This window comes from Shimia isoporae (assembly GCF_004346865.1).
Lineage (GTDB): Bacteria > Pseudomonadota > Alphaproteobacteria > Rhodobacterales > Rhodobacteraceae > Shimia > Shimia isoporae.
This window is the reverse complement of record NZ_SMGR01000001.1, coordinates 1,345,727-1,362,061: the sequence shown is the minus strand read 5'-3', so window position 1 is coordinate 1,362,061 and position 16,335 is coordinate 1,345,727. Positions and strand designations below refer to the sequence as shown.

Sequence of the window (16,335 nt, the reverse complement as noted above, 5' to 3'; positions counted from 1 at the left end):
TATTATGTGTGATCAATGGCCTGCGGCCAAAACGTCACGGTTATGTGGCCTATTTACATCAATTTGCGGCGGCGTGTCACGTGAATATCCAGATCAGTGATCTTTTTGCGCAGGGTATTTCTGTTAATTCCAAGCAAGTCCGCGCATTTCGCCTGATTGCCACCGGTTGCATCAAGTGCGATTTCAATCAGCGGCAACTCTATTTCCCGCAGAATCCGGGCATACAGCCCGACTGGCGGCAGCATATTGCCGTGAAGATCGAAGTAGCGGCGCAAATGTCGCGCAACGGATGCAGACAGTTTTTCAGTATCTTCCCCGCCCAATAGCGGACCAACCTGAGGCTGCGCACCCAAAACCATCTCAGCTTCAGTACGAGAGATTTCCTCACTTTGCGCGGTCAGCACAAGGCGCCGGACCGCATTTTCAAGCTGCCGCACGTTTCCGGGCCAGCTGTAGGCTCGGAACATCTCCATGGCGTCTTCTGAGAAAATCCGCATTGGCGCGCCGTCACGCTCGGCGCGATTCAGGAAATGCTCCACCAAAAGCGGAATATCATCCACGCGTTCACGCAAGCTCGGAACATAAATCGTTGCACCGTTCAAACGATAATACAGGTCCTGCCGAACCGTGCCTTTCTCCATCGCCTGCTCAAGATCAACTTGGCTGGTTGCCATAAAGCGCGGACTGTGTTCGCCCGGCGTGTCGATCATGCGCACAATGCGGGCTTGAACCTCATCGTCGATATCTCCGATTTCGTCGAAGAGGATGGTGCCACCTTTGGCCTTTGCCAAAACCCGGGCTGGTCCCTCAAGGTCAACGAGCTCGGAAGCATTGACCACAACAAATGGAAGCGACCGACGGTCGGAAAAATCGTGAATTTCGCGCGCAATCAGAGACTTACCAGTCCCGCTTTCCCCGGAAATCAACACGGGAAGATCGGTGTTCATGACGCGTGCCACTAGGCGATAAAGCGCCTGCATGGCAGGCGTACGCCCCACAAGCGGCAGTTCGTCCGGACGATCCTTGTCTCCTTGCTGCTCCGCGGGAGCCCGACGCTTTAGTTCAAGCGCCTTGCCTGTGCGCTTCATCAAGTCAGGCAAGTCGAAAGGCTTTGGCAAATAATCATAGGCCTCGGCTTCAGCTGCCTGAATGGCCGTCATGATGGTATTCTGTGCCGAAATCACGATCACGGGCAAACCGGGGCGATCTTCGGCAATCTTGGGCAACATCTCGAGCCCATTTCCGTCAGGCATCATCACATCAGTGATCACAACATCGCCTTTGCCTTCCGCAACCCAACGCATCAGCGTCGTCAGCGAAGACGTAGCATGTACTTTGCACCCTGCCCGCGTCAGCGCCTGTGTCAAAACTGTGCGGATCGTGCGGTCGTCATCCGCAACCAGAACCGTGCCATCCATCAGAGGCTCCCCTCATATTTTGCGATCACATCCTTGCCCGCTCGTGGCAAGGACAACTTAAAAACCGTGCGCCCCGGCACGCTGTCCACGGTGATCATCCCACCGTGGTCGGAAATGATTTTGCTGACCAAGGCCAGACCAAGTCCGGTGCCGTTCTCACGTCCGGAAACAAACGGGTCAAAGATGTCGCCCTGAATGTCCTGAGGAAGTCCCGGCCCGTTATCGATGATTTCCACCTGAAGCGGCAAAGGCTGACCGCCACCGTCCGCGCGGCGCAAACGAAAACTGTGCTCGTAGTAGGTCCTGATCCGAATTTTGCCATGCTCTTCAGAGGCTTCAGAGGCATTTTTCAACAGGTTCAATACAACCTGAACCAACTGATCTGCATCACCCTCCGCAGGCGGAAGAGACGGGTCATAGTCCTCGATAATGGTCATATGTGCACCAAAACCGACCAATGCCGACCGGCGAGCTCTGTCCAGAACATCGTGGATGTTCACCGGTTTTCGCGCAGGCAGAGACAGATTGCCGAACTGCTCAACTTGCTCGAGCAGTTTTACGATCCGCCGGCTTTCCGCCACGATCAGATCGGTCAACTCCAGGTCTTCCGCGCTCAGGTTCATGGAAAGAAGCTGCGCCGCACCCGTAATCCCCGCCAGCGGGTTCTTGATCTCGTGAGCCAACATCTCAGCCATACCAATCGCCGATTTCGCCGAAGACTTTACACCTTGGCTACGGGTCATACGGCCCGCCAATTCCCTTGAGGAAATCAGGAACAGCATTTGACCATCGCTGTCTGACAACGGAGCAATCTGCAAATTGCACTGAACCGGAGGCCCGTCGCCGGTTCCGACGTCTGCGTCATTCACAAAAAGCGGCGTCCCGTGTTGCCGCGCGCGATGAAATGCGTCCTCCAGCGGGGCATCGATCATGATCTTGTCCCAGATCGGTTGTCCGCGCATGGATTTTGTCGACGCATTCAGAAAGGTTTCTGCCGCCGGATTCAGGCTCAATATCTGATCCTGTTGGTCGACCAGCAAAGCTGGCACCGGCATTGAATTCCAAATGGCACTATCGCTGCTCATGCGGCCTCGTCTTTGTTTTCATTGTTATTTTTTGTCAGTGCGTCCGGCAGCAATGCCAAAACTTCGGTCGCATCCCGCCCCGTCAGGACCCGCCGCCGCAACAACGCCTCTGTGCCGACACCGTCCATGAACCACCCCAGATGCTTGCGCGCCACGCGCAACCCAAGATCTGCGCCATAAAACGACAACATCGCCTCGTAATGTCCGCCAACCAGATCGACCAAATCCGCGCCTTCCGGTACCTCAGGCTCGGGACCGCCAAAAACCTCAGCGGCAATTTGCGCCAATATCCAGGGTTTTCCCTGTGCCCCACGACCGACCATGACACCATCCGCGCCCGACGCAGCCAGCGCCGACCGCGCCGTCGCACCATCCACAATGTCGCCGTTGGCAATCACAGGGACAGACACGGACTCTTTCACGCCAGCTATGGCGTCCCAGTCCGCACTACCTTTGTAAAACTGACAGCGCGTCCGGCCATGAATCGTTATGAGTTGTACGCCCGCGTTCTCGGCCCGCTTCGCAAGCTCAGGTGCATTCAGCATATCGTCATCCCAACCGAGACGCGTTTTCAGTGTCACCGGAATATTCACGGCGCCAACAACGGCCTCGATCAGCGTCAACGCATGGTCCAAGTCCTTCATCAACGCGGAACCACTGGCGCCTGACCCGCTGGAACTGGTCACTTTTTTGGCAGGGCACCCCATATTTATGTCAATCAGCGTAGCGCCATTGGCTTCGACTTGCCGTGCGGCTTCCGCCATCCAGTGCGCTTCTCGACCAGCGAGCTGCACAGACGTCGTGGCGTCGCCAAAACCCAGCTCAGCGCGCTCACGCACACCGGGCTTGGCCTGTACCATCTCCTGACTGGCGACCATCTCACTCACCACCAACCCGGCACCAAAGCGAGACACCAAATCGCGAAACGGACGATCAGTGATGCCAGCGAGCGGCGCCAGAAAGACTGGAGGGCCTAAGGTCAAATGTGCGACTTGAACGGTCACTTGCTTATTCCTTGTGCATTGAGGCTTTGCTACCCGAGTCTGAACGACCCTTCAATGAAACCCAAAGGGATTTTGTTGCGGATTTACGCAATTGCCTATTTTTTAATCACAGACAAGGGGTCAATTGCTTCTGCGCGTTGCAGGATTTAGACAATGCCCATGACCAAACCGCTCCAAAAAACCGCCGTCGTGATTGTTGCCGCAGGGCGTGGAACCCGCGCCGGCCCCGGCGCGCCGAAACAATGGCGCCAACTTGCCGGCAAACGTGTGATTGACTGGACAGTGACCGCATTTGAGACTCATCCGGAGATTGACGAAATCATACTGGTTTTGCACCCCGACGACATGCATCTCGGCAACGGCTTGCCAGGCAAGCATGTCTCTGGCGGCACAACACGCGACTCTTCTGTCAAGAATGGCCTTGAAGCGCTGGCAAACTCTGACACGACCCATGTTCTCATTCACGATGTTGCCCGCGCAGGTATAGACGCCCTGACCATTTCCAACGTGGTTTCCGCCCTCGCAAATGGCGCGAAGGGCGCCGCGCCCGCACTGCCGGTTACCGATGCGCTTTGGCAAGGAGAAGACGGGGCGGTCACGGGGACCCGGTCGCGAGAAAAGCTCTTTCGTGCGCAAACACCACAAGGCTTTGACTTCAAAGCTATTCTGGCGGCTCATCGTGCGCACTCTGGCGGCGCGGCCGATGACGTAGAAGTTGCGCGCGCAGCTGGCCTTGACGTCACCATAACCGAAGGCTCAGAGAGCAATCTGAAAATCACAACAGCCGAGGATTTTGCCCGGCTCGAAACCCATCTGAGAGGCACAATGGACGTTCGCTTGGGAAACGGCTTTGATGTACATGCATTTGAGAACGGCGATCATGTCGTCCTTTGCGGCGTGCGCATCCCCCACGATAAAGCATTGAAAGGTCATTCCGACGCAGACGTAGGTATGCACGCCGTGACCGATGCCATCTACGGCGCCTTGGCACAAGGAGACATCGGCCGTCATTTCCCGCCTAGCGAAATGGCTTGGAAAGATGCCGACAGCGCCATTTTTCTTGAGCATGCCGTCAAACTCGCTGACAAAATGGGCTTCAAGATTTCCAACATTGATTGCACCCTGATCTGCGAGCAGCCGAAAATCGGCCCCCATGCACCCGCAATGATGGCTCGTATGGGAGAAATCATGGGTCTCGAAGAAAACCGCGTGTCCATCAAGGCCACCACAAGCGAAAAACTCGGCTTTACTGGGCGCGAAGAGGGAATTGCGGCCATTGCGACCGCAACATTGGTGAGCAAATGAGCAAGATGATCGCGACAATGATGGGGCTCGGCAACATAAGCACCATGCCTGGCACGCTCGGGTCCGCGGCGGCGGTGCCGTTGGCCATCATTATTCATATGGCCGGCGGTTTTTGGGCCCTCCTGATTGCAACTATTGCCATGACGGCTTTGGGCTGGTGGGCCACAGAAGCACAGGTGGCGACGCGTCCCGGCGAAGATCCCTCAGAAATCATCATCGACGAACTGGTTGGACAGTGGATTGCGCTCTGGATGGTCAGCTTCGGCGCCAGTCACGCAGGCGTTTCAATCCTCAAACTCTGGCCCGGAATCATCGCAGCATTCGTCTTGTTCCGGCTGTTTGACATAACAAAATGGGGTCTTGTTGGGATGGCCGACCGCCGCCACGACAGTCTGGGCATAATGCTGGACGACGTCGTCGCTGGAGTTCAGGCGGCGATCTGCGTCGCAATCCTAGGCTACCTTTGGCACGCGGTGATCATGTGAACAGTCCTCTGAACAGTCTGGCCGCTGAAACGCTTCAGGCAGCGCGCACCAAAAGCCTGCGAATTGCCACGGCTGAAAGCTGCACCGGCGGCATGGTGTCCGCCGCGTTGACCGACGTGGCCGGAAGCTCGGACGTGTTCGAGCGCGGCTTTGTAACTTACACCAACGTCGCAAAGACCGAGATGCTTGGGGTGCGGGAAGCCACCCTGGCGACCGTTGGTGCCGTCAGCGAAGACGTCGCGCGCGAAATGGCGGTAGGCGCGCTCGTGAATTCAGACGCGCACCTCGCAGTGTCCATCACTGGCATTGCCGGCCCGGGCGGATCCGAGTTCAAACCTGAGGGACGTGTTTGTTTTGGTCTGGCAAACGGAACAACATGCACCACCGAAACCGTCGAATTCGGTGCGCTTGGACGGGCCGAAGTGCGCGAAGCGGCGCGGAATCATGCGTTGACCCTGCTCAAAAATGCAGCCTCCGCATTCTGACGCAAAATTAGACACACCCCACTGCATTTCGCTCATTTTTTAATCAGATTGCAAAACGCCCACATTTGGTGCGCCCTGCCTGCAATTCCACCTTTGTCGTGCGCAGTTTTTCCGCTTTGTGGCGAAAAAAACATCACTCACGGGAAAGGGAACTCAAATGAACGGAGCGGATACCGCGTGGATCATCGTGGCGACAGCCTTGGTCCTGTTCATGACACTGCCGGGACTGGCGCTGTTTTATGGCGGCCTTGTACGCGCACGTAACGTGCTCAGCGTTTTCATGCAAACTTACGCAATCGCCTGCTTGATGAGCGTGCTGTGGCTCGCCGTTGGCTACTCAATTGCCTTTGGCAGCGGCACATCTGGCGTCTGGGGTGGTCTGGACAAAATGTTCCTCGCCGGCATTGACGCAGACACTCTGTCTGGCACCCTGCCCGAAGTCCTGTTCTTCGCCTTCCAGATGACTTTTGCGATCATCACACCGGCACTGATCGTCGGCGCTTACGTTGAACGCATCGGCTTCGGCTTTGTTCTGCTCTTTTCCGGTCTCTGGATGCTGCTTTGCTATGCACCCGTTGTGCACTGGATCTGGGGTGGCGGCATGATGGCAGATGGTGGCATCTTCGGTGAAACCGGTGTCATGGACTTTGCAGGCGGCATCGTGGTGCACGAAACCGCCGGTCTTGCCGCACTCGTTCTCGCTGTGATGCTGGGCGCACGCAAAAACCGCACGACACCGCCGCACGCACCTTGGATGGTGATGATCGGCGCAGCTATGCTTTGGGTGGGCTGGTTCGGATTCAATGGCGGCTCCCAACTTGCCGCAGATGGCGGCGCAGCCATGGCACTGACCGTGACACACATCTCTGCAGCAACGGCATCGCTCACTTGGGCGCTTTGGGAGCGTATCAAATACGGCAAGGCCTCGCTGGTCGGTCTGGTCACAGGCACGATTGCCGGTCTCGCATCCATTACACCGGCGTCTGGCTTTGTCGGCCCCGTTGAAGCTCTGATCATTGGCGCTGTTGCTGGTGTCCTGTGTCAGGAAGCCGTGAACCTTGTACGCAACGTGTTCAACATCGATGACACGCTCGACGTCTTCGCGGTTCACGGTTTCGGCGGCATCTTCGGCACAATCATGATCGCGGTTTTCGGCAACGGCGCTTGGGTTGCACAGCTTGGCGGTCTGGCCATTGTTGGTGTCTTCACCGTCGTCATGACCTTCGTCCTGATCAAGGTCGTCGGTATGATCACTCCGCTTCGCGTCGACGAAGAAACCGAAGTCAACGGTCTCGACCTGGCGGTTCACGGCGAACGCGCTTACGACACCGCATCCTAACACTCACGGAGAACACTCCGACTGGGGCGGCCTTCGGGTCGCCCTTTTTCTTTTGCAAAGGCTTGATCGAACGATCGAAGCTTGTGCAATCTGGAAGAACGATCTTTCGCGGAGCCCTCGCATGACTGTTCTCAAAACCACTGCGGTTTCCTTATTCGTTCTTTTGGCTCCACCTGCGCTTGCCGGTTCACCCATCAATGTCCCCATGACATGCCCTGTAGGCGGCGAAAGCTTCGAAATTACGTCTACCAGTTCCTGCTCGACAACCGGCCGCACAATGTCCTTCAGACCGCTAACAACTTGCGACTGGAAGACTCACATGCCCGCGTGTCCCACCAATGGCCTGCCAATCTATCGCGAGTTTTCCACTGAGGAAATTTCACATCTGGAGAACCATTTAGAAACAGAAGACTGGAAACGTGACCGTAAACTTCCTCCGCTGCAGCGCGCTTTCGCTCTTGCGGAACACATGGGAGACACAACCGCACCGTTCGGATTTTTCATGTTGCTGAACGCAATGTGGTATGAACCGACCAGCTTCTTGAAAAACGACGAGCAGAAAGACGCGTTCTTTGCTGCTGCAGCAGTAGAAATCGAGGAAAACCGGGACGGCAATGGCCCCTTTTTTCAAGCCATCCTCGCATACACCCTTGCCTTGGATGCGCAAACAGGCCGCGCAACGTCCGAATTGACAAAAGCAAGGGAGAAAACCGAGGCCAACCCGAACCTGCCAGACTTCCTGCGTCAGTACATATCTTCAATCGAAGCCTGCCTGCCCGATATCAACGTAGCAGACTGCGCGCCGGATGCGCCTCTGGATCTCAAATAAGCGCACCAAATTGCGCTGAACTTTCTGGCGCATTGATACAGCGCCACAAACCCTGCGCCTTGTCCGCCCCGACCAAGGCTTGCGCTTTGGCCCGCAAACGCGCTTCCCGATCCATCAGTGCGATCGGCGCATCCAAATCATGAAACGCCTCAATTGTTGTGCCGTCCGTCAGCGTTAGGGATACCCGCGCCTGCATTTCGCTCAGAGACGCGTCTTCAGCGACCGTCACCCTGTCTCGCAATGCCACCACCTCGCAGTCGGCACAAAGCGCGTCCGAATAATTCGACAAAGCCGCTGTGTCGTGCCCCAAGAGGGCCATCGCAACAACCACTCGATAGGAGAACTTTGCACCCAACCCCTCGGTAGGCTCCGGCTGGTTGCACACACTCATCCACCTCGGATGGGTCGTTACTTTCACTGCCACAACGTCAGACGCCGCAGGGCGATTTATCCCAGCCAGCGCTTCAAGGGTGGCATGAAGGCCGTGGCAGCAAGCGTGGAACTTGTGGCTGATCGTGTCCATCAACCAGTCGGCTCCCAAGCCGTCCAGGGCCCCGGCATCGGCCTCGCCATGATGCGTTGGACCAAATCCTTGCGCAGCTTCTAGTCCTGCCGGATTTCCTGACATGCCATTGGCCACCAATAGCGCCGCCTCAACTCCATTAGAGGCTGCGATACCCGCGTTGAACGGTTTCCCCATTGTTCCGAATTGTGCTTTCGAGCCGCTGGCTCGTGTTGCGACCAAACCTAATGCGGTCTCTACCTGTGTAGAATCCAGTCCAAGCAAGCGTGCCGCGGCGGCGGTCGCGCCAAAGGCCCCTGCCGTTCCGGTTTGATGAAACCCGCACTGATAGTGACCACGCCCCAACCAGACGCCGATGCGGATGCTGGTTTCGATCCCCAAAAGCGCGGCGTGCTGCAACGCTTCGCCGCTCTCCCCCTGACGCTCGGCGATGGCAAGCGCGGCCGGAAACACAGCCACGCTTGGATGGCCTATGTGTGCGAAATGAGTATCGTCGTAGTCAAGCGCATGGCTCGTTACGCCGTTTACCAAAGCGGCTGTTCTTGCCGGAGCCTTGCCGCCCCCAAACATCGACGCCTGTGGTGCACCGCCTTCCTCGCTTGCCAAGGAACGGCAAGCGCACGCTACCGGCTCCTCGATGCCGGCTATACCGCATGCGGCCCAATCCAACATGGACAGGCGCACCATATGTTTTGTGTCCTCAGGAACAGCATCAGCCGGAGTCTCCGCCACGAACGCCGCAAGTTTTTCGGTGATCATGGCTTTCTCCTTTAACTCAGCTCGGTATGTCAGCCGTGCAATGCTTTCGCCCGTGCTTCAAATGCGGCAACGATCCGGTTCATGGCCTCAAAAAACACCAAGCCAATCGCCTTTTGCAGGATGATATTCTTGAACTCGAAGTCCACAAAGAACTTCACCTCGACACCGTTTTCAACGTCCGCGAAATCCCAGGTCGACTTCATGTATTTGAACGGCCCATCCAGATATTCAGTATCAATGTGCTTTGTCTCGGGATGCAAAACCACCCGGCTTCCAAATCTTTCTCTGAACACTTTGAACGAAATCACGAGATCCGCGAGCATCTCCTCGCTTGTCCCGGATGGCGTACGAGAGCGGATGCGCGCAGCAGCGCACCAAGGCAAGAACTGCGGATAGGCCGCCACATCTGCCACGAGGTCATACATTTGCTGAGCCGTATATGGCAGCGTGCGAGTTTCAGAGTGCGTCGGCATGTCGTCCCATTTTCGTCGTGACAGCGCCAAACAGGGTCGCTATGCACTGTTCTGCCCGCGCACATAGCTGCGCGACCTAGGGGAAATCAAGAGGGTCCCATGTCAGAGCGTCCATATGTCATCGATCAAATGATCTCGGCGAAATCCATTGCAGCCCGCATTGAAGACCTCTGCGCAGAGATCCACGACGAATACGAAGGCACCGATAAACTGATTGTTGTGGGCCTGCTGCGAGGCTCATTCGTATTCATTGCCGATCTCGTGCGGGAGCTGGACTTGCCAGTCGAAGTCGATTTTCTGGAAGCAAGTTCCTACGGCAACTCGATGGAAAGCAGCCGGGAAGTTCGTATTCTCAAGGACTTGCGCGGTGAAATTGAAGGCCGCGATGTACTTGTAGTCGAAGATATTGTCGACACGGGCCACACCCTGACCCACGTTATGCATCTCCTGGAAGCGCGCAATCCGGCCAAGATCAAAACCATCGCGCTGCTGGACAAACCCTCCCGCCGCGAGGCCGACATCAAGGCAGACTGGATCGGCTTCTCCATCCCTGACGAATTTGTTGTTGGCTACGGCATCGATTTTGCACAGCGCAATCGCAACCTGCCGTTCATCGGCAAAGTGCGCTTCACCGAAGAATGAATCCGCGCCATTTCATGAAAATGGCGATGTGGGCCAAACGCCCGCCTTCGCAAAAACGGGTAATTCTCGTCTTTTCCGTGATCGCAATCTGCCTCGCAGTGGCCGCCGTCGAAAAGATTTTCGGGCTCGAGGACATGGTGCCGGAACTCAACAAAACCAACACACGCGTCAAGATCACGCCCTAGACATTTCTCCGGCCAGCCGGCCGGACATATTGCCCAACCCGTCCAAAAGATAACGACGCGTTGCTTCGATCCGGCTGACCCCCGCCATATCCACATGATTTGCCACCCAAATCGGAGCAGACGGAAGGCCACCGTCATCCAATCGCACAAGTCGGGGATCAATGTCGGCGATCACACAGGGCAAAATGGCTTTCCCCAATCCAAGCCCAGCCATGTAGGCAAGCACAACAAAACTGTCTGCGGCACCGACAATGCGCTCTGGCTCCACCCGCGCGGCCATCCAACGGGCTGCAAGCGATCTGGTCAGAGGCCCGGCAAGGCCGAGCCAGTCTTCTTGGTCGGGATCAACCGCGTATACCCCGAACCCGAGGTGCGCACCTATATCGCCAACCATATCTTCGCCCAGTTCATCCGTGGGCCGCACCGCAACATCTGCCTGCGACCGGCTGAAATCACTGCGCGCATTTGTTGACATCAACGCAATCCGCAATCCGCTCACGTCCTTGTGAAGCGCCCCCACCAACTCGGGCAAAACAAACTGACACAGGGAATCTGTGCTCGAAACGCGCACCGACCCCATCACTGGCGCCTGCTCACCTTGCAGCATCCGCGCGACGGAGTTCACAGCATTTTCGGCTTCTCTTGCGGCCTCGATCATTCGCACCCGATCAGGCCGAACTGAATAACCCTTTGCGGTACGGTCGAAAATCGCCAAACCAAAACGCGTTTCATAAGCCGCAACCCGCCTGAGAACCGTCGCGTGATTGACACCTAACTTTCGCGCCGCGCCGCTAACGGTCCCGGTCTCTGCAACCGCCAGAACAAAACGAAGGTCATCCCAATTCTCATTGTGCATAAATCGCATACTAACCTGCGAATTTAGCAAATGGTATTCGATTTCGTCACAGCTACGTTTTTTTAGACGTTTTCACACAGCCATCTTTTCAGGAGTCGCCCATGAAACGCTTTTTTGCTCTAACCACTGCCGCTGCCCTGACGTTTGTCGGAGCGACTGCTTTTGCAGACGGACACATCGACCATGCCATCAAGGCGCGTCAGGCCCAGATGCAACTCTATGCCTTCTCGCTCGGCACCCTCGGAGGCATGGCAAAAGGCGAGATCGAGTACAATGCGGAAATGGCTTCTGCTGCAGCCGATAATCTTGCGGCGCTGACGATGATGAACCAGTCCGCCTACTGGCCGCAGGGCTCCGACAGCGGCTCAAACGACAAGTCGCGCGCCAAGGCAGACATGTGGGCAAACTTTCCCGATGTTATGTCCAAAGGCCAAGCACTCGGCGAAGCAGCTGTCGCGATGAAGGCCGCAGCCGGCACTGATCTCGACGCACTGCGGGGGGCCATCGGCCCTGTCGGCGCAGCATGCCAAGCCTGTCACAAGGCCTATCGTGAACCCAACAACTGATTGCGGTCTCTGAAAAATTCAAAACCGGCGGCCCTCGGCTGCCGGTCTTTTTTGTGTTAAGGTATTCGCATGAAACGTTTTCTTTTGTCCCTTTGCGCGCTCGCCATTCTCGGCATCGGAATCGCTCTCTGGATCACTCGCGCCAATACCTTGCCTTCTGACGCGCTGGCCGGCCTGACCGCTGATGAAACCCGTGGCGAAACTGTTTTTCATGCCGCTGGATGCGCCTCATGTCATACAGCGCCTGGAGCCGAAAGTGCCGATGCCCCCGTTCTTTCAGGAGGTCAGCGCTTTGCATCTGATTTTGGCACCTTTCTCGCACCCAACATCTCCTCCGATACAACGCACGGCATCGGAGACTGGACTGCCTTGGAACTTGCAAACGCGGTCATGCGTGGCGTGTCACCAGCCGGACAACACTACTACCCTGCCTTTCCATACACATCTTACGTCCGCATGCAGCCTCAGGATCTGGTCGATTTGCACGCCTTTCTCGCAACCTTGCCCGCAAGCGACGTGCCCAGCCAACCTCACGAGGTGGCCTTCCCCTTGAACATCCGGCGCAGCGTCGGCGGGTGGAAATGGCTTTATATGGATGACAGCTGGATCATGCCTGCCGACACGCCTCAACTGGAGCGCGGTCGCTACCTGGTGGAGGCAATGGGCCACTGCGGTGAGTGCCACACGCCTCGAAACAGCCTGGGAGCCCTGGACCGCAGCGCCTGGCTTTCAGGAGCTCCGGATCCTTCAGGCCGCGGAAATATTCCGGATATCACTCCAGCGTCACTCACATGGTCCGACAATGACATCACCTATTATTTCGAAACTGGATTCACACCAGATTTCGACAGCGCCGGCGGCCACATGGCGCACGTGATCGAGAACCTCTCTCAGCTAACGGCTGAAGACAGACAATCGATCACAGCCTACCTGAAGGCACTTCCATAACCCATTGATAAAAATAAAAAGCCGCCCAATTTGGAGCGGCTTTTTCTTGGTCTGCTTCAGACATTCATGCCTTGGACAACTGCGCCTCACGCGCTGCACGCAACTGTGCGAAATCATCACCAGCGTGATAAGAAGACCGCGTCAACGGCGTCGCCGACACCATGAGAAAACCCTTGCCATAGGCGGCTTTCTCATAGCTCTCGAATTCTTCGGGCGTCACAAACCGATCGACTGCATGGTGTTTCGGCGTTGGCTGCAAATATTGACCAATCGTCAGAAAATCGATGTCAGCCGCACGCATGTCGTCCATCACCTGATGAACCGACTGTTTGTCTTCGCCGAGACCGACCATGATGCCCGATTTGGTAAAGATCGACGGATCAAGCTCTTTCACACGCTGCAAAAGCCGCAGACTGTGAAAATACCGCGCGCCCGGGCGCACTTCCGGATACAAACCGGGTACAGTTTCAAGGTTGTGATTGAAAACATCCGGTTTTGCTTCCACCACGACTTCAAGAACTTCAGGCGCGCATTTCAGAAAGTCAGGCGTTAGAATTTCAATCGTGGTCGATGGTGACCGGTGGCGAACCGCGCGGATCGTTTGCGCAAAATGCTCTGCACCACCATCCTTCAGGTCATCGCGATCCACGGAGGTGATCACCACGTGATTCAACCCCAGTTTTTGAACCGCGTCTGCCACGCGACCGGGTTCGAAAACGTCCAGCGCGTCCGGTTTTCCGGTCGCGATGTTGCAGAACGTACACCCGCGCGTACAGATCTCGCCCATGATCATCATTGTTGCGTGACCCTGAGACCAGCACTCGCCGGCATTGGGGCATCCCGCTTCCTCACAAACAGTGACCAGTTTGTTTTCACGCATGATTTTCTTTGTCGCGTTGTAGCCTTCGCCCGTAGGAGCTTTTACGCGAATCCACTTGGGCTTCTTTGGCTGAGCGTTGTCCGGACGGTGAGCTTTCTCCGGATGCCGTTGCTCTGGCAATTTCAGATCACGCAAGGTCTCTTCCCCAAGGTCAATTCTGGTTTCTGAATGCATACCATAGCCCACCGCGCCTGCTAGGGCCATAGACGCAACCCAGCTATGCAATTTGACTAAAATTTGCGCGTTTTCGCCTGCAGCATTCCATGATGCAAATGCAGCATTGCACGCCATTTTGGAATCATTATAGATCGGGCTCAAAGCAACCCAATACCAAGGAAATACCGATGCAAGTTGGCGTAAAAGTCCCCGCAGTCACCTTCAAAACCCGTGTTCGTGACGAAGCCGTGGGCGGCCCGAACCCTTTCCGCTGGCAGGACATGTCAAGCGACGACTACTTCAAGGGCAAGCGCGTTGTTCTGTTCTCTCTTCCAGGCGCCTTCACACCGACCTGCTCGACCTACCAACTTCCGGGTTTCGAAGAAAACTTTGCCAAATTCCAAGAGCTTGGCATCGATGGCATCTACTGCATGTCTGTTAACGACAGCTTCGTGATGAACAAATGGGCCGAATCTCAGGACGTCAAAAACGTTGACGTTATTCCTGACGGATCCGGCGAATTCACACGCAAAGTTGGTATGCTGGTCCGCAAAGACAACCTTGGTTTCGGTCTGCGCTCCTGGCGCTATGCGGCCATCATCAACGATGGCATCGTGGAAGCATGGTTCGAAGAGCCCGGTCTCGAAGACAACCACGGTGAAGACCCCTACGGCGAAAGCTCACCAGAGAACGTTCTCAAGTATCTCGAAGCCGCCAACGTTGAAACAGCAGCGTAACATCGGCGTCATCAAGACACGGAAAAGGCCCGCAAATAGCGGGCCTTTTTTGGTTTAGCCGATGTAATCGCCCTGACCACCAGCATTGCTTTCATAATGCACCCGAAATCGGCGCAAAGCGATGCGAAGAACAACCTTCGCCGAGCGCGCCGACCAACCAAACCGTTTCTCTACGGTCTCCAACCCCTCAAGATAGCAACAACAGCGTAGGACCACGTCTGCCAGGCCCTCACCCAGAGCACTAAGCGCATCCGCAACACGTGCTTTGGCAAAGTCAGTGGGGCTTTTACCTTCTGTGACGTACCCCGCCTGCCCGCTCCCTTGCAGGACAAGCTCCCACGCTTTGTCCTTCTTGCTACTCATGCGCGCCAACTCGAAGTCTTCGCGCAATCGTTCTCCGGCAGACACAAGGGCTGTATCCAGAAAAGGTGCGCCGTCACGGTCCTTTCTGCGCGCCAGAGACACCAAGGGGCTTTCCGACGTGTTGAAACGCGCCTTCACCGCTGCGTCTCCGACCTGCGGAACGGGTCCATCGAATCCGTCTTGCGTCTCCCCGAACCCAAATACCGCGTTGGCTTCTTCCGCGATAAAACGATTGAGTGCCGCGCGTCCTGAAGTCGTGATCGAATACCGGAACACCTTGCCCTGACCAGTCCCTTGTATCCAATCTTTCAACGCCATCGCTTGCGCAATTTCCTGCGCGACGGTCGCCGTCCTCACGGTTTCTCCATCCGGTAAATCCCTTACCACAACCGCATTTTCCATGCCCTTCGCAACCGCCAGCACAGCGCCATTTTCGCAAAGCCGCGCAAGTATCCGGCGTCCTTCGCGTCGCAGAACGCCTGCCTCGGGAATGGCATTGAATTCCGACGGTACGTCACTGGAATTATTGCATTTTAGCGATTTCTCCTGCACCTTAAATCTATCCAGCGCCGCGTCGACCATTGGATCGTCACGCTTTGTCTCCAGTTTTCGGATTTGCCGCAAAACGGTGGACGCGTGGCAACCATCGCGTCGGGCCAGTTCGCGAATGGAAAATCCATGTTTAGTATGCGCCACATAGCGAGCGACACTTTGCGGAACCCAGTTCGGGAACTCTGTTGCGCATGGCGGGTCAAAAGGCATTCAAATACTCCTTCCTGAAAAATGGACAAAAATATTGCCATTGTTTCCCCCACCTTCTCCCCAAAATTATCAACAGTAACGGGCTTGTCAGGCAGGCGCCTCTCGTAAGTCGGAGGCACGTGAAGCCTGATTAAGAGTTTTAAACGCTTGGAAAATCACGCGAACGGAGATTTACACTTCACGCAACACCCGCATTGGTTGTGCATAGCTGACTACGACAACCTAAAGGGAGGTCGATTCCAAAATGGAAATTTTTTCAATTCTGAACACTTTGAAACGCCCACGACTTTTGATCAGGGCAGCGCGCGCTGGATGCGAGAATTACCGCCGCGACACGCATCTTCAAAGGCACTTGGGGCCTGGAAAGTTGCCGAAACACGCCAAAGCCATGCGCCAACTCATCGAAAAGGAAGCCCAACTTGACGAAGCGCGCAAACAAAAGGCCACCGGCTATTCGCTGGTGGCCCATGTCGATGTTTTGATCGCCCTCATGGGCGAGGCCCGTCTTTTGCGGATGACGCAGCCTCAGGCCTAA

At 56.1% G+C, this 16,335-nt stretch carries 19 protein-coding genes; 11 read left to right on the top strand and 8 right to left on the bottom strand.

From position 1 onward, the window contains the following. Positions 1-53 precede the first annotated feature (53 nt). From BXY66_RS06690 to dusB, 3 genes are read right to left on the bottom strand one after another with little or no spacing between them, the layout of a single operon-like run. Positions 54-1,418: a response regulator gene (locus BXY66_RS06690; protein ID WP_132859370.1), complete on the bottom strand. Its 1,365-nt coding sequence runs from the start codon at positions 1,416-1,418 to the stop codon at positions 54-56. Then, positions 1,418-2,503, bottom strand: a complete 1,086-nt coding sequence (locus tag BXY66_RS06685; protein ID WP_132859369.1) for a two-component system sensor histidine kinase NtrB — start codon at positions 2,501-2,503, stop codon at positions 1,418-1,420. Before BXY66_RS06685 ends, BXY66_RS06690 begins: the two co-directional genes overlap by 1 nt. Then, positions 2,500-3,507, bottom strand: coding sequence for a tRNA dihydrouridine synthase DusB (dusB, locus tag BXY66_RS06680; RefSeq protein ID WP_132859368.1), 1,008 nt, complete (start codon positions 3,505-3,507; stop codon positions 2,500-2,502). Before dusB ends, BXY66_RS06685 begins: the two co-directional genes overlap by 4 nt. Positions 3,508-3,666: 159 nt before the next feature. On the opposite strand from dusB, the gene BXY66_RS06675 reads away from it, so the two are divergent. The 5 genes from BXY66_RS06675 (at position 3,667) to BXY66_RS06655 (ending at position 7,950) form a co-directional block, all read left to right on the top strand. Then, complete coding sequence (locus tag BXY66_RS06675; RefSeq protein WP_132859367.1) at positions 3,667-4,812, top strand: bifunctional 2-C-methyl-D-erythritol 4-phosphate cytidylyltransferase/2-C-methyl-D-erythritol 2,4-cyclodiphosphate synthase; 1,146 nt, start codon at positions 3,667-3,669, stop codon at positions 4,810-4,812. Continuing rightward, the gene (locus BXY66_RS06670) at positions 4,809-5,297 is read left to right on the top strand and encodes a phosphatidylglycerophosphatase A family protein (protein WP_132859366.1); all 489 of its coding nucleotides are present in this window, start codon (positions 4,809-4,811) and stop codon (positions 5,295-5,297) included. The genes BXY66_RS06675 and BXY66_RS06670 overlap by 4 nt, the downstream gene beginning before the upstream one ends. Then, positions 5,294-5,782, top strand: coding sequence for a CinA family protein (locus BXY66_RS06665; RefSeq protein WP_243694312.1), 489 nt, complete (start codon positions 5,294-5,296; stop codon positions 5,780-5,782). The genes BXY66_RS06670 and BXY66_RS06665 overlap by 4 nt, the downstream gene beginning before the upstream one ends. A 157-nt stretch (positions 5,783-5,939) precedes the next feature. After that, entirely contained in the window at positions 5,940-7,121 is a 1,182-nt protein-coding gene (locus BXY66_RS06660; RefSeq protein ID WP_132859365.1) for an ammonium transporter, read from the top strand. Positions 7,122-7,440: 319 nt separating this feature from the next. Further along, positions 7,441-7,950 (top strand): hypothetical protein, encoded by a 510-nt coding sequence (locus BXY66_RS06655; RefSeq protein WP_132859364.1) that lies wholly within the window; start codon positions 7,441-7,443, stop codon positions 7,948-7,950. Here BXY66_RS06655 and BXY66_RS06650 read toward each other — a convergent pair. Together BXY66_RS06650 and BXY66_RS06645 are read right to left on the bottom strand one after the other, a co-directional pair. Next, positions 7,943-9,232, bottom strand: a complete 1,290-nt coding sequence (locus BXY66_RS06650) for an MmgE/PrpD family protein (protein ID WP_132859363.1) — start codon at positions 9,230-9,232, stop codon at positions 7,943-7,945. The genes BXY66_RS06655 and BXY66_RS06650 overlap by 8 nt on opposite strands. Before the next feature lie 29 nt (positions 9,233-9,261). Next, positions 9,262-9,705 (bottom strand): type II toxin-antitoxin system RatA family toxin, encoded by a 444-nt coding sequence (locus BXY66_RS06645; protein WP_132859362.1) that lies wholly within the window; start codon positions 9,703-9,705, stop codon positions 9,262-9,264. Positions 9,706-9,804: 99 nt separating this feature from the next. Between BXY66_RS06645 and hpt the strand changes: the two genes are divergently transcribed. Next, the gene (gene hpt, locus BXY66_RS06640) at positions 9,805-10,347 is read left to right on the top strand and encodes a hypoxanthine phosphoribosyltransferase (RefSeq protein WP_132859361.1); all 543 of its coding nucleotides are present in this window, start codon (positions 9,805-9,807) and stop codon (positions 10,345-10,347) included. Then, the gene (locus BXY66_RS06635) at positions 10,344-10,532 is read left to right on the top strand and encodes a hypothetical protein (protein WP_132859360.1); all 189 of its coding nucleotides are present in this window, start codon (positions 10,344-10,346) and stop codon (positions 10,530-10,532) included. The genes hpt and BXY66_RS06635 overlap by 4 nt, the downstream gene beginning before the upstream one ends. Here the strand turns inward: BXY66_RS06635 and BXY66_RS06630 are convergent. Further along, positions 10,522-11,397, bottom strand: coding sequence for a LysR family transcriptional regulator (locus BXY66_RS06630; RefSeq protein WP_132859359.1), 876 nt, complete (start codon positions 11,395-11,397; stop codon positions 10,522-10,524). The two genes, BXY66_RS06635 and BXY66_RS06630, sit on opposite strands and share 11 nt — an antisense overlap. A gap of 92 nt (positions 11,398-11,489) precedes the next feature. Here BXY66_RS06630 and BXY66_RS06625 point away from each other — a divergent pair, with 92 nt between their 5' ends. After that, on the top strand, positions 11,490-11,954 hold the full coding sequence (locus BXY66_RS06625) for a c-type cytochrome (RefSeq protein WP_132859358.1): 465 nt from the start codon (positions 11,490-11,492) through the stop codon (positions 11,952-11,954). Positions 11,955-12,023: 69 nt separating this feature from the next. After that, a complete protein-coding gene (locus tag BXY66_RS06620) occupies positions 12,024-12,902 on the top strand; it encodes a c-type cytochrome (protein ID WP_132859357.1) in 879 nt (292 codons plus the stop codon). A 64-nt stretch (positions 12,903-12,966) separates the two neighbouring features. Here BXY66_RS06620 and lipA read toward each other — a convergent pair whose 3' ends face one another. Continuing rightward, positions 12,967-13,917: a lipoyl synthase gene (gene lipA / locus BXY66_RS06615; RefSeq protein ID WP_132860368.1), complete on the bottom strand. Its 951-nt coding sequence runs from the start codon at positions 13,915-13,917 to the stop codon at positions 12,967-12,969. Between the two features lie 209 nt (positions 13,918-14,126). Between lipA and BXY66_RS06610 the strand changes: the two genes are divergently transcribed. Further along, positions 14,127-14,675 (top strand): peroxiredoxin, encoded by a 549-nt coding sequence (locus tag BXY66_RS06610; RefSeq protein WP_132859356.1) that lies wholly within the window; start codon positions 14,127-14,129, stop codon positions 14,673-14,675. A gap of 54 nt (positions 14,676-14,729) precedes the next feature. On the opposite strand, the gene BXY66_RS06605 is transcribed toward BXY66_RS06610, so the two are convergent. Continuing rightward, the gene (locus BXY66_RS06605) at positions 14,730-15,800 is read right to left on the bottom strand and encodes a DUF6456 domain-containing protein (protein ID WP_132859355.1); all 1,071 of its coding nucleotides are present in this window, start codon (positions 15,798-15,800) and stop codon (positions 14,730-14,732) included. Positions 15,801-16,044: 244 nt separating this feature from the next. Between BXY66_RS06605 and BXY66_RS06600 the strand changes: the two genes are divergently transcribed. Beyond that, positions 16,045-16,335, top strand: a complete 291-nt coding sequence (locus BXY66_RS06600) for a DUF6477 family protein (RefSeq protein ID WP_132859354.1) — start codon at positions 16,045-16,047, stop codon at positions 16,333-16,335.